Source organism: Streptomyces sp. NPDC030245 (assembly GCF_055572995.1).
On sequence record NZ_JBVICF010000003.1, the window covers coordinates 264451 to 276709 of the forward strand.

Consider the following 12259-nt stretch of genomic DNA (forward strand, 5'->3'; position numbering starts at 1 on the left):
GGGAAGGCGGTCGACACGGTCGACGCGCCGGCTGCGACCGCCGGCGCGGATGCCGGGCGGCCCGGCTCCGCCCGAGCCAACGACCCCCCGATGGGCATGGTCACTGTGCCCGGCGCGCGCCGCCGCCGGGTTGACGGTATTTCACCCGACCGGGGCGGCGGGGGACCGGCGGCACCGGCGGGGTCGACAGCCGTTCGAGCGTGCAGGATGGAGCCATGGATCTTCGAATCTTCACGGAGCCCCAGCAGGGGGCCACCTACGACACCCTTCTCACCGTCGCCCAGGCCGCCGAGGACCTCGGCTTCGACGCCTTCTTCCGCTCGGACCACTACCTCCGCATGGGGTCCGCCGACGGTCTGCCGGGGCCCACGGACGCGTGGATCACGCTCGCCGGTCTCGCCCGTGAGACCAAGCGGATCAGGCTCGGCACCCTCATGACGGCCGGCACGTTCAGGCTGCCCGGTGTCCTCGCCATCCAGGTGGCGCAGGTCGACCAGATGTCGGGCGGCCGGGTCGAACTGGGCCTCGGCGCGGGCTGGTTCGAGGACGAGCACAAGGCGTACGGCATCCCCTTCCCCAAGGAGAAGTTCGCCCGCCTCGAAGAGCAGCTGGAGATCGTCACCGGGCTCTGGGCGACGGAGGTCGGCAAGACCTTCAACCACGACGGCAAGCACTACCGGCTCACGGATTGTCCGGCCCTGCCGAAGCCCGCACAGGAGAAGGTGCCGGTCCTGATCGGCGGCCACGGCGCGACACGCACCCCGCGCCTCGCCGCGCAGTTCGCCGACGAGTTCAACATCCCCTTCGCCTCGATCGAGGACAGCGAGCGGCAGTTCGGGCGGGTCCGGGCGGCCGCCGAGCAGGCCGGGCGCAAGGGCGGCGATCTGGTGTACTCCAGCGCGCTGGTGGTCTGCGTCGGCAAGGACGACGCGGAGGTCGCCCGGCGGGCCGCCGCCATCGGCCGCGAGGTCGACGAGCTCAAGGCGAACGGCCTGGCGGGTTCCCCCGCGGAGGTCGTCGACAAGATCGGGCGGTACGAGGCGATCGGCGCGAGCCGCATCTACCTCCAGTGCCTGGACCTGGCCGACCTGGACCACCTGGAGCTCATCTCCTCACAGGTGCAGTCGCAGCTGTCGTAGCCCGACGGCCGACTCCGGTCCGTGGCCGCCGGGCGCACCCCTCCGGTGCCCGGCGGTCACTTCGTGTGGTGTCGGTTTCCGGCCCGGTGGCCGGATAAACCCGACATCCGGATAAACCTGATGCGAGGCAAGATCGCTGCATCGAAGTAACTGCACAGCTTTCTCAGGCGAGTTGGCCGTGGCGGCCGTTAGCTTTCCCGTGGATCTGGACGGATACGTCACGAAGGAGAACCCGCCTGATGACCGTTGAGACCAGCCCGGACGAGCGGCTGGAGCCGCCCCGGCAGTCCAGCCTGAGCACAGCGGCGGCCCGCAATCTCGCCACGACGACCAAGTCCGCTCCCCAGATGCAGGAGATCACCTCCCGGTGGCTGCTGCGGATGCTGCCGTGGGTGGAGACCAAGGGCGGCACCTACCGGGTGAACCGGCGGCTGACCTACACCGTCGGCGACGGGTGCATCGAGTTCCTCCAGGACGGCGCCGACGTCCGGGTGGTGCCCCGCGAGCTCGGGGAGCTGGCCCTGCTGCGCGGCTTCGACGACGACGAGGTGCTGACCGCGCTCGCCGACCGGTTCGAGCAGCACGACTTCCGCGCCGGTGAGGTCCTGGTCGCGCGCGGCACCCCCGCCGAGCGGCTCCATCTGATCGCGCACGGCCGGATCAGCCAGACCTCCGTCGGCAAGTACGGCGACGAGGTCGACGTCGCCGTACTTGCCGACGGAGGCCGGTTCGGTGAGGACGCCCTGCTGGGGGGTGCCGGTGCCAGGTGGAACTTCACGGCCACCGCCAAGACCGCGGGCACCCTGCTCACCCTGTCGCGCGCCGACTTCGAGGCCGTGCTGGCCACGGCGCCGCAGCTCCGGGCCCACCTGCGGCAGTTCACCTCGCGGTCCGTGCCGCGGCAGACCCGGCACGGCGAGGCGGAGATCGCGATGTCCGCCGGACACACCGGCGAGGCCCCGCTCCCGGGCACCTTCGTGGACTACGAACTGCACCCGCGGGAGTACGAACTCTCCGTCGCCCAGACCGTGCTGCGGGTCCACACGAGGGTCGCCGACCTCTACAACGGGCCGATGAACCAGACCGAGGAACAGCTCAGGCTCACCATCGAGGCGCTGCGCGAGCGCCAGGAGCACGAGCTGATCAACAACCGGGAGTTCGGTCTCCTCCACAACGCCGCCTTCAAGCAGCGGATCCAGCCACACTCGGGCCCGCCCACCCCCGACGACCTCGACGAACTGCTCTGCCGTCGCCGCGGCACCAAGTTCTTCCTCGCCCACCCCAGGACGATCGCGGCCATCGGCCGGGGCTTCACCGCCTGCGGGCTCTACCCGGACAACGTCGACCTCGGCGGCCAGCAGGTCCCCGCCTGGCGCGGCGTCCCGATCCTGCCCTGCAACAAGATCCCCATCACCGAGCAGAACACCAGCTCCATCCTCGCGATGCGTACGGGCGAGAAGAACCAGGGCGTCATCGGCCTGCACCAGACCGGCCTGCCCGAGGAGTACGAGCCGGGCCTCTCGGTGCGCTTCATGGGCATGAGCGAGCAGGCGATCATCTCCTACCTCGTCACCGCCTACTACTCGGCCGCCGTTCTGCTGCCCGACGCCCTCGGCGTGCTGGAGAACGTGCAGATCGCCCGCGGCCGTGGCTAGCCCGCCGCCCCCCGGTACGCACCCAGTGACCCAGGAGCCACGGATGCCTGATCTGGAAAGAATCCTGCGCGGCCCGAGCGGCCTCGGCACGGCGGGCCTGTACCTGAGCCGGTCCGAGGAGCCGCCCGCCCCCGCGTCCGAAGCACCGCCCGCCCCCGTATCCGCGGAACTCGCGCCGGAGGCCGAGGAGCCGGCCGAGGGCAAGGCGATCCCGGGGCTCTACCACCACCCCGTGCCGCCGCCCGACGAGGCGCGGGTGGCGGAGGTCAGCCGCCGGATCAAGGAGTGGGCGGTGGACGAGGTGCAGGCGTTCCCGCCGGAGTGGGAGGACCAGTTCGACGGCTTCTCCGTCGGGCGCTACATGGTCGCCTGCCATCCGGACGCCCCCACCGTCGACCACCTCATGATCGCCACCCGGCTGATGGTCGCGGAGAACGCGGTCGACGACTGCTACTGCGAGGACCACGGCGGATCGCCCATCGGGCTCGGCAGCCGTCTCCTGCTGGCCCACACGGCCCTCGACCCGCTGCACACGACGAAGGAGTACGAGCCGCAGTGGACGGAGTCGCTCCACTCGGACGCGCCGCGGCGCGCCTACCGCTCGGCCATGGCGTACTTCCTCCAGCACGCCACCGCCTCACAGGCCGACCGGTTCCGGCACGACATGGCGCGGCTCCACCTCGGCTATCTCGCCGAGGCCGCGTGGGCCGAGACGGACCACGTGCCCGAGGTGTGGGAGTACCTGGCGATGCGCCAGTTCAACAACTTCCGCCCCTGCCCCACGATCACCGACACCGTCGGTGGCTATGAACTCCCCGCCGACCTGCACGCCCAGCACGCCATGCAGCGGGTCATCGCCCTCGCGGGCAACGCCACCACCATCGTGAACGACCTGTACTCCTACATGAAGGAACTGGACAGCCCCGGCCGCCACCTGAATCTGCCGGTGGTGATCGCCGAACGGGAGGGCGTATCCGACAAGGACGCCTATCTGAAGGCGGTCGAGGTCCACAACGACCTCATGCACGACTTCGAAGCCGAGGCCGCCGCCCTGGCGGCCGCCTGCCCCGTCCCGAGCGTGCTGCGTTTCCTCCGGGGCGTCGCCGTGTGGGTCGACGGCAACCACTACTGGCACCGGACCAACACCTACCGCTACCGCCTGCCCGACTTCTGGTAAAGGAGCCGACACCACTGTGACCAGCACCGAATTCGCCAACGCCACGTCCCTGCCCATCCCCGCCCCCGCCTCCCCCTACCAGGGCGACATCGCCCGCTACTGGGACGGCGAGGCCAGGCCGGTGAACCTGCGCCTCGGCGACGTCGACGGGCTCTACCACCACCACTACGGCATCGGCGACGTCGACCACGAGGCCCTCGGGAACGTCGACGACAGCGGTTACGAGAAGAGGCTCATCGCCGAGCTCCACCGGCTGGAGTCGGCGCAGACCGACGTCCTCCTGGAGCAGCTCGGCCCCGTCGGGCGTGACGACACGGTCGTGGACGCCGGCTGCGGCCGGGGCGGCTCGATGGTCATGGCGCACCAGCGCTTCGGGTGCAAGGCCGAGGGCGTCACGCTCTCGGCCAAGCAGGCCGAGTTCGCCAACCGGCGCGCCAGGGAACTCGGCATCGAGGACCACGTCCACGCCCGCGTGTGCAACATGCTGGCCACGCCCTTCGACACGGGCCAGGCCAGGGCGTCGTGGAACAACGAGTCGAGCATGTACGTCGACCTGGACGACCTCTTCGCCGAGCACTCCCGCATCCTCGCGCCCGGCGGCCGCTACGTGACCATCACCGGCTGCTGGAACCCGCGGTACGGACAGCCCTCGAAGTGGGTCTCCCAGATCAACGCGCACTTCGAGTGCAACATCCACTCCCGCCGGGAGTACCTGAAGGCCATGGCCGACAACCGTCTCGTACCGCAGGCGATCGTCGACCTGACCGACGCGACCCTGCCCTACTGGGAGCTGCGCGCGACGTCGTCGCTGGTCACCGGCATCGAGGAGGCCTTCATCAACTCGTACAGGGACGGCTCGTTCCAGTATCTGCTGATCGCGGCCGACCGCGTCTGACCGGCCGGGCGCCGAGCGGTGAATGACAGGGCCGGGGCCGGTGGTGCGCACCGGTCCCGGCCCCGCCGTCACTGCCCGGTGGAGGAGCGGCCGAAGAACTCCAGCTCCGCGACGGCGACTTGGCGGCCCTTGCCCGCGCCGTACGCGGAGCGCAGGATCAGCCGGGCGCTCACCGCGTCCCGCACGCGGACGTCGACTTTCTGCACGCCGCCGTCGTTGATCCGGCGGTGCATCGTGTGCTCCTTGCCCGCCGAGTCGCTGACCACCAGGTCGAACTCCATCGGCCTCGCCTGCGCGGCGGCCTGCGCGCTGCGCGGCGAGGTGCCCGGGGTGATCAGGAGGTTGAGCAGGTCGGTGGGCTGGCCGAAGTCGGCCTGTAGCCACTGGCCCGCCGAGTCGCCCGCGTAGCCGGTGCCCCACCAGGTGTTGGAGTAGCCGTCGAAGGCGAGCTTCGCCGCCTGCTTGGGGGCGGAGTGCGACGCGCTGGAGTCCGTCGGGTGGACGGGCACCCGCTTGGCGAAGTGGTCCTGCACGGCGCGGGCGGCCGGCGGCCCGCCGAAGATGCCGCCCAGCACGAGGCCCGCGACGGCCGCGATGCCCACGGCCCGGGCGATCCAGCGGGTGCGGTCGCGGTGCAGCCGGGGCCGCTGACCGGCGTACGGACCCTCGGCGGCCGGGGCGGCGGAGTCCTTGAGGGGGTTGGCGCAGCTGCGGCAGAAGTGCCGGCGGGGGGCGTTGGGCGTTCCGCAGCTCGGGCACGGCGCCCCGGACTCCGGTTCCGCGGGCACGGCGGCCTGCCGTACGCGCGGCCGGGCCGCCTCGGGCCTGCCCGGCAGCACGCTGCCCGGCGTCTCCGGCGGCGCGACCGTCTCACCCTCGGGCACCGGCACGAGCAGCGACCGGATGGCCGTGTCGGAGGAGGACGAAGGCGCGGACGAGGGGGCGGGCGGGGAAGAGGGCGTGGGCGCGGGCTCCGTGGGGCCGGTGGACGGGAGGGGGACGGTGGTGTCCGTGGCTCCGGCCGGGGCGGGGGACGGCGTGTCCGGACCGTCGGAGGCGGGCTTGGGTGCGGGTGCGGGGCCGGCGGTGCCGGCCGGGGAGTCCCAGCGCAGGAAGGCGCCGCAGGAGTCGCAGAAGGACTGGCCGTGCTGGCGGGCCGGGGTGCCGCACTCGGGGCACGGGCGCGTGGTGGCGGAGGAGTTCGGCATCTCGTTGGTCCCGGGCTGGTGGGTGGGTGAGGGCTGGTCGGTCGTCGGGGGTCGGTCGGGCTCGGCGGACATCTCTAGGTCCCTTCGGGGGCAGGTGTGGACGTCACCTCGGCCGTGAAGGGGAGGTGTGCGGGGCGGGCCGCCGCGACGACGGACCGCAGCCGGTGCGGGTCCACCGATGCCGCGTCGTGCACGCGCAGCGTGACGTGCAGCGCGGGGCGCGGGGTGCCGGGGAAGGCGCCGAGCGGGCGCGCGGACCACGTCGCGCCGCCGCTCTCCACGATCTCCGGACGTACCCCGAAGGCGAGTTCGACGGCAGCGGACAGGCCGCGGCGGGTGCCGCGGACGCGGTGCAGGTCGACGGCGGAGGCGACGGCGTGCCTGCGCGTCCGCAGCGGTTCGGTGCCGTCGAGCTCCGTGCCGACCCACTCCGTCAGCCAGCCGAGGAAGTCCTCGGGCGCCAGGGACGGTGTGAAGTACGCCTCCAGGCTGTCGAGGACGGTGAAGACGGGCGCGAGCACGACGTCGAGGCCGGAGACGAAACGCAGCGCGAAGTCGTCGTCGGCGAAGACGGCGGGCAGCTGCTCCCCGATGGGGTGCGCGGACCGCACCTCCGGCAGCGCGCCCCGGAAGCCCCGCGCCGGTGCGGCGCTCTTCTCCAGGCTCGTCATCGCGCCTCGATCACGCGGACGCGGTGGTCGAAGGGGAAGAGGAGCGCGGAGGGGGCCAGGTCGATGCGGTCCGTGGCGTCGCCGCGGCGGCCCGTGAGGGGGTCGGCGGGGTGCAGCAGGACCTCGTCGACCAGCTCCACGCCGGGCACCCGCTGAAGCGCGGCGAAGATCTCACCGGCGCGCAGCGGCCGGCCGAACGGCCAGCCCTCGCCGTGCGCGCCACCGGTCAGCGGGTCGAGGTAGGCGTACAGCGCGTCGAGCGCCTCGGTCCGCACCCGCTCGGCCTGCGCGGCCCGGAAGGAGTGCAGCGTGGCGACGACGGTGACGCCCTGGTAGAACGGCGGCCCGACGGAGAGGCGGGTGCCGAGCGGGCGGCGGTCGTCGAGGAAGTGGGTGACGCGGGAGAGGAGTTCCTCGCCGGGCACCAGCTGCTCGAAGCGGAGCCGGCCGCCCCGGTCGGGCACGGCCTGGGGGACGACGAGGACCCGTACGGCGTTCTCCCCGGCCTCCGCGGAGTCCGCGGCCAGGCAGTGGATGCGGGCCGTCTCGGGGGCGGCCCGCCGCGCCAGCTCCTCGTAGTCGCGCGCCGTCACCGCACGTTCCTGGGCGCGCAGCGCGATCGGCGCGCGCACCTTGGCCTCCTGCACCGTCTCGCCGTCCACGCCGCCGCGCGCCGCCTCGCGGTTCTCCACCCGGGCGACGTACGGAATGGAGCTGCGCAGGACCTGGATGGCGCCGCGGGCCACGTTGCCGGTGCGGCCGCCGCCCGTGCGGTAGCGGGTCGCGCGGATCGCCGCGCCCTTCTCGGGCACCGCGCCGAACTGCCGCAGGGAGCCGTCCGGTTCGCGGACGGCGGGCCCGAAGGCGATCTCGCCGGTCGTCGCGTCCAGGGTGACGTGCGGGTCGTACGGTCCCGATGCGGCGAAGTCCTCCACGACCTGCCACTCGGCCCAGCCCGCGCCCTCGCCGTCGGAGACTTCGAGGATCAGCGGCGGCCGGTCCGCGACCACCGGCGCCTGGGCGAGCCGGACGCGCTGTCCGGGCACACCCGTGGAGTCGCCGAGGAGTTCGTCGCGTACGACGTCCGCGTGCGCGACGACGGTCGTGCCGCCGATGGTGAACGCGGACGCGGACCGCACGGTCGGCGACGCGCTGTAGAACGGCTGGCCCTTGGCGGCCTCGACCACCCGGCAGCGCACCCAGCCCGCGTCGAGCCGCCCCACGCGGGAGACGATGTGCCCGGCGGGGACGTGCAGGACGACCTCGCCGGGCCGGTTGAGGCCGCCGGTGGAGTCCTCGTCCACCTCGCACTCGGCCCAGCCGTCCGCGGTCCACGCCTCCCACACCAGCGGCGGCTGGCGCGGGTCGACGCCGACACCGTCCACGCGGCTGTCCAGCTGGAGCACGGCCGCGCAGCGCGGCACCGCGGCGCTCAGCCCGAAGAGCAGCGTGTCGCCGGGGCGCGGCGCGGCCGCGAAGGCCGCCACGTCGCGGCCGCCGAAGACGTCCTGTCCGACGTCCTGCGGGGTGCCGCCCTCCTCCTGCCGCAGGACGGCGGAGAGCTCGCAGGGCACCACGGTCAGGTCCGCCTCGGTCGCGAAGGCCACCGCCTCCTCGGTCTCGGTGCGGCCGGTCGCCACCTCCGTGCCCGCGGGCAGCACCACCGGCTCGGCCTGCGGCGCCGACAGCCAGAACGTGACGTCGGCGCGGGCCGCGGAGGGCGGGAAGAGGGTGACGCCGAGCAGGTCGAGGAAGGCCAGGTGGTTCTTCTCCGGCACGCGGTTGAGCCGGTACACGATCTGGTCGGCCATGTGCGCGACCGCCTCGACGAGGGTGACTCCCGGGTCGGAGACGTTGTGGTCGGTCCACTCCGGGCAGCGCTGCTGGATGTAGCGCTTGGCGTCGTCGACGAACTGCTGGAAGCGCCGGTCGTCGAGGTGGGGTGCGGGCAGGGCCATCGGACTTCAGACTCCGCTCTCTGATTCCGTGGACGGGATCACGTAGAAGGGGAAGACGAGAGAGCGCGGGTTGTTGGTGCCGCGCACGGTGTAGCTCACGTCGATGAACAGGACGGACGGCTCGTCGGGGGCCGGGCTCACCTCGACGTCCAGGACCTCGATGCGCGGCTCCCAGCGGTCGAGCGAGGACCGCACCTCGTACCGGATGCGGCCCGCCGTCGCCTCGTTGACCGGCGCGAACACCAGGTCGTGGACGGCGCAGCCGAACTCCGGCCGCATCGGGCGCTCGCCCGGCGCGGTGGCGAGCACCAGCCGGATCGCCTCCTCGATCTCGCGCTCGCGGCGCGCCAGCGCGATGCCGCCGCCGGCGTCCGTGCGCAGCGGGAACGTCCAGCCCGCCCCGACGAACTGCTCACTCATGTCTGCCCCCCTTAGAACGGAATGCCGTTGCGCAGTACGGCCGGCGCGGTCAGCGTGACCGTCGCCGGCGAGGTGATGGCGGCCGCGGCGCCCGCGTTGACGGCGACCGCGCCGGCGGCGGTGACGGAGACCGCGCCGACCGCGTTCACGGCGACCGCGCCCGCCGACTTGAGGCTGACGACGCCGGTCGCGTTGATGTCCGCCATGCCGCCCGCGTTGACGCCGAACTTCGCGCCCGCCTTGATGTCGACCGCGCCGCCCGCGCTCATCGTCAGCGAACCGCCCGCGGTCAGCGACAGATTGCCGCCCGCCCGGATGCTGACGTTGCGCGTCCCCTGGATCGACACGGAGCCGTCGCTGCGGATGGTCACGCTGGTCCGTGCCTCGTCCATGTGGACGGTGAGGCGGCCGTTGCCGGTCTGGAGCCGGATACCGCTCTTCATACGGGACTTGGCGTCCACGAGCTCCACGGTGTGCCCGCTGCGCGAGGCCATCGAGCGCCAGTTGACCTGGCCGCTGGTCGGATCGACCGGCTGGAGCCCGTCCGTGTTGGGCGTCGGCTTGTCCACGCCGTTGTACAGCCCCGCAAGTACATACGGATGCTCCAGCGACCCCCGGTCGAAGGCGACGAGCACCTCGTCGCCCACCTCGGGCAGCATCAGACCGCCGCCCCGCACCCCGCCCAGCTGAGCGATGCGGCACCAGTCGCTCTCGTACGTGTCCGAGAGCCACGGGAAGCGCAGCTTCACACGGTTCAGCCTGAGCGGGTCCTTGGCGTTGCTGACCAGCGCCATCGCGACGCCCGGCATCGGCGGCGCCGCGTCAGCGCCGCCGGAGGCGAGACCGTACAGGGACCGGAACTGCCGCCCCGACACGGTCAACCACGTCGTGAACTGCCGCCCCGACTCGAAGAGATGCCGCACCCCGGTCGCCGTGTACTTCCCCTCGAACGGGAACCCGGCGCCCTTCAGCGCCACGGGCTGCCCCGGCCGCAGCTCCGGATTGCCGGTGACCGCGACCTCGACCTCCGCGAACGACCCCGCCACGTCGTCGGCCAACGCCCGCGCGGCATGCGTCACTTGGGCCTGCGCGGTGTACGGCGTCCCGGTCTCCGTCAGCTCGGCCCTGCCGAACGGCTGCGAGAGCTGCGCGGGCGTGATGTCGGCGACGATGTCCTTGCTCGTGACGGCCGGGGACTGCGCGGACAGCGCACGCTTGGCCCGCATGTCCCAGCCGCGCACGCCGGCGGTGGCGACCTGCCCGGCCGCCGTCACCGCGACCCGGCTGTGCAGCGCGTTGTGCCCGAATTCGAGCACGTACGGGCTCTGCGCGGCCGGCGTCGTGTCGGACGGCGCGCCCGCGGCGGGCTTCAGCTTGCCGAAGCAGAGCTTCCCGTCCTCGTCGAAGGACAGGTGGACGTCGTTCTCCTGGGCGAGCCGGGAGAGGAAGTCCCAGTCGGTGATGTTCGGCTGGGTGGCCAGCTCGTACACCGTCGGCGTCGACTCGATCCTGCCGAGCTTGAGCCTGCTGAGCCCGGCGACGCGGCGCACGATGTCCGACGCCGTCATGTTCGGATAGCCCTGCACGCGGCGGTTGCGCAGCAGCCGGTGCCCCGGGTCGTAGCCGCGCACGACGAGGGACTTGCCGCCCCCGTCCGCGTCCACCTCCAGGGCGGTGACCTCACCGGTCAGCATCGGCTTGCCGCGCACCCCGTCCGTGAACGGGCTGAGCACCGCCTTCGCACCCACCTTGATCTGCGGGAACTTCTCCAGGATGTCCCCGCCCGTGTCGGCGAAGGTCAGCTGGAAGGCGGACGGCACGTTCACACTGGAGTCCACCCAGCCCTCGACGAGCAGCACGGCGAGCTTGTCGGGCAGCACGGACCCGCCGATCTCGGCGTGCAGGACGCTCGTGTACGTCTTCTCACTCATGCGGACTCCATCGGCTTGGGGACGGCGGCGGGGCCGCCGGGGCGGGCCTCGTCGGCGGCGGGCAGCAGCAGCTCGGTGCCGGGCCGCAGCCGCATCGGGTCGTCGATGTCGTTGGCCTCCGCGATCAGCCGCCAGCGGGTGGCGTCCCCGTACTCCCGCCACGCCAGCGACGCCAGCGAGTCACCGGCGACCGTGCGGTGCACGCGGCGCGCGGAGAGCGCGCCCGAGGTCGGGTTCTGCCCCTTGGTGGGCATCGCGACCTCGGTGAGCGAGAGCGAACAGGTGGCGCGGATCGGCTCACCGGTCGGATTGAACAGGGTGTACGTGGCACTGACGTCGGTCACGTACGCCACGAACTGCACGGTGTTGAACGACCCCCACGAGAACCGCACCCACGGCGGCGAAGGCCGCTTCGAGGTGACGCTCTGCGGTGTCACCTCACAACACGACAGCAGCATCTCGACCTGCTTCTGCACCTTCCCCGCGTTGGGCGTGCCCGACGAGTCGAGGAACACCTCCAGCTTGAGGGTGGCCGGGGCGGCGCCGGTGAACTTCGGCGGGGCGCCGCGCGTGTAGGCGACGGCGCGCTGCGTACGCCACTCGGCCGACCGCCCCATCTGAAGCTGCGTCGGATTGAACTGGAACTCCACCTCACCGATCCGCCCGCCCATCGAACCGCCGAGGTCGGTCGGCGGCTGGTGGATGGCGAGCGCGGCACGCACCAGGCTCGCACCGGCCCGGCCACCGGTCGGCGCGGCCATCTCAGGCACCCCCCGCGTCGGTGAAGCCGTGATGCGCGATCTCCAGCGTCTCCGTCGCCACGGACGGACTGTCCGGGCTGAGGCTCGGCCCCTGCCAGCGCACGGGCAGCACCTCGACGAGCCCCCACTGCGCGACGACGGAACCGTCCGCGCGCAGCGCCGCGATCTGCGCCGTGGGCCGCGAGATCCCCGTCGCGATGGACGAGATCCAGGCGGCCACGCGGGACGTGTCGGCGGTCAGGGGCCGGGTGAGCCGGATGGTGGAGAAGGTCACGCGGGTCGGCAACTGCCAGACGAACCCGTTGTTGCCGCCCTCCTGCCGCTGCTCCACCTCCACCTCGGAGGAGAGCCCGTCGCACCCGTTGAACAGGCCGAGGTCCTGGCCGTCGATGGTGAGCTTGAAGAAGACGGTCGAGCCTGGGTCCAGTGTCGAGGGCATGGGTT

The 12259-nt window shown here is 72.5% G+C and carries 10 protein-coding genes and 1 pseudogene; 4 read left to right on the forward strand and 7 right to left on the reverse strand.

Annotated features, from left to right (window positions below; genetic code table 11):
- Positions 1–215 precede the first annotated feature (215 nt).
- The 4 genes and pseudogenes from ACZ4Z4_RS09750 (at position 216) to ACZ4Z4_RS09765 (ending at position 4866) form a co-directional block, all read left to right on the forward strand.
- Complete coding sequence (locus tag ACZ4Z4_RS09750) at positions 216–1139, forward strand: LLM class F420-dependent oxidoreductase (RefSeq protein WP_468324672.1); 924 nt, start codon at positions 216–218, stop codon at positions 1137–1139.
- Positions 1140–1378: 239 nt separating this feature from the next.
- A complete protein-coding gene (locus ACZ4Z4_RS09755) occupies positions 1379–2794 on the forward strand; it encodes a family 2B encapsulin nanocompartment shell protein (protein ID WP_468324674.1) in 1416 nt (471 codons plus the stop codon).
- Positions 2715–3971, forward strand: a pseudogene (locus tag ACZ4Z4_RS09760) (family 2 encapsulin nanocompartment cargo protein terpene cyclase); the annotation flags it as partial. The gene ACZ4Z4_RS09755 and the pseudogene ACZ4Z4_RS09760, both read left to right, overlap by 80 nt.
- Positions 3972–3987: 16 nt before the next feature.
- Positions 3988–4866 carry a geranyl diphosphate 2-C-methyltransferase gene (locus ACZ4Z4_RS09765; RefSeq protein ID WP_468324677.1) on the forward strand — a complete coding sequence of 293 codons (879 nt, stop codon included), beginning with the start codon at positions 3988–3990 and terminating at the stop codon, positions 4864–4866.
- A 68-nt stretch (positions 4867–4934) separates the two neighbouring features.
- Here ACZ4Z4_RS09765 and ACZ4Z4_RS09770 read toward each other — a convergent pair whose 3' ends face one another.
- The 7 genes from ACZ4Z4_RS09770 to ACZ4Z4_RS09800 are packed head-to-tail and all read right to left on the reverse strand — an operon-like array spanning position 4935 to position 12254.
- Positions 4935–6146, reverse strand: a complete 1212-nt coding sequence (locus ACZ4Z4_RS09770) for a discoidin domain-containing protein (RefSeq protein WP_468324680.1) — start codon at positions 6144–6146, stop codon at positions 4935–4937.
- 2 nt (positions 6147–6148) lie between these two features.
- Positions 6149–6745 carry a phage tail protein gene (locus ACZ4Z4_RS09775; RefSeq protein ID WP_468324683.1) on the reverse strand — a complete coding sequence of 199 codons (597 nt, stop codon included), beginning with the start codon at positions 6743–6745 and terminating at the stop codon, positions 6149–6151.
- Positions 6742–8703 carry a putative baseplate assembly protein gene (locus tag ACZ4Z4_RS09780; protein ID WP_468324685.1) on the reverse strand — a complete coding sequence of 654 codons (1962 nt, stop codon included), beginning with the start codon at positions 8701–8703 and terminating at the stop codon, positions 6742–6744. The genes ACZ4Z4_RS09775 and ACZ4Z4_RS09780 overlap by 4 nt, the downstream gene beginning before the upstream one ends.
- A 6-nt stretch (positions 8704–8709) precedes the next feature.
- On the reverse strand, positions 8710–9123 hold the full coding sequence (locus tag ACZ4Z4_RS09785) for a GPW/gp25 family protein (RefSeq protein WP_468324688.1): 414 nt from the start codon (positions 9121–9123) through the stop codon (positions 8710–8712).
- Between the two features lie 11 nt (positions 9124–9134).
- Positions 9135–11054: a VgrG-related protein gene (locus tag ACZ4Z4_RS09790; RefSeq protein ID WP_468324690.1), complete on the reverse strand. Its 1920-nt coding sequence runs from the start codon at positions 11052–11054 to the stop codon at positions 9135–9137.
- Positions 11051–11815: a CIS tube protein gene (locus ACZ4Z4_RS09795; protein ID WP_468324693.1), complete on the reverse strand. Its 765-nt coding sequence runs from the start codon at positions 11813–11815 to the stop codon at positions 11051–11053. Before ACZ4Z4_RS09795 ends, ACZ4Z4_RS09790 begins: the two co-directional genes overlap by 4 nt.
- 1 nt (position 11816) lies before the next feature.
- Positions 11817–12254 (reverse strand): phage tail protein, encoded by a 438-nt coding sequence (locus ACZ4Z4_RS09800; protein WP_362991594.1) that lies wholly within the window; start codon positions 12252–12254, stop codon positions 11817–11819.
- Positions 12255–12259: the final 5 nt, after the last annotated feature.

Coding starts and splice junctions, on each gene's coding strand:
- ACZ4Z4_RS09755 (WP_468324674.1), top strand. CDS start 1,379: ATGACCGTTGAGACCAGCCCGGACGAGCGGCTGGAGCCGCCCCGGCAG.
- ACZ4Z4_RS09785 (WP_468324688.1), bottom strand. CDS start 9,123: ATGAGTGAGCAGTTCGTCGGGGCGGGCTGGACGTTCCCGCTGCGCACG.
- ACZ4Z4_RS09800 (WP_362991594.1), bottom strand. CDS start 12,254: ATGCCCTCGACACTGGACCCAGGCTCGACCGTCTTCTTCAAGCTCACC.
- ACZ4Z4_RS09780 (WP_468324685.1), bottom strand. CDS start 8,703: ATGGCCCTGCCCGCACCCCACCTCGACGACCGGCGCTTCCAGCAGTTC.
- ACZ4Z4_RS09795 (WP_468324693.1), bottom strand. CDS start 11,815: ATGGCCGCGCCGACCGGTGGCCGGGCCGGTGCGAGCCTGGTGCGTGCC.
- ACZ4Z4_RS09790 (WP_468324690.1), bottom strand. CDS start 11,054: ATGAGTGAGAAGACGTACACGAGCGTCCTGCACGCCGAGATCGGCGGG.
- ACZ4Z4_RS09750 (WP_468324672.1), top strand. CDS start 216: ATGGATCTTCGAATCTTCACGGAGCCCCAGCAGGGGGCCACCTACGAC.
- ACZ4Z4_RS09770 (WP_468324680.1), bottom strand. CDS start 6,146: ATGTCCGCCGAGCCCGACCGACCCCCGACGACCGACCAGCCCTCACCC.
- ACZ4Z4_RS09775 (WP_468324683.1), bottom strand. CDS start 6,745: ATGACGAGCCTGGAGAAGAGCGCCGCACCGGCGCGGGGCTTCCGGGGC.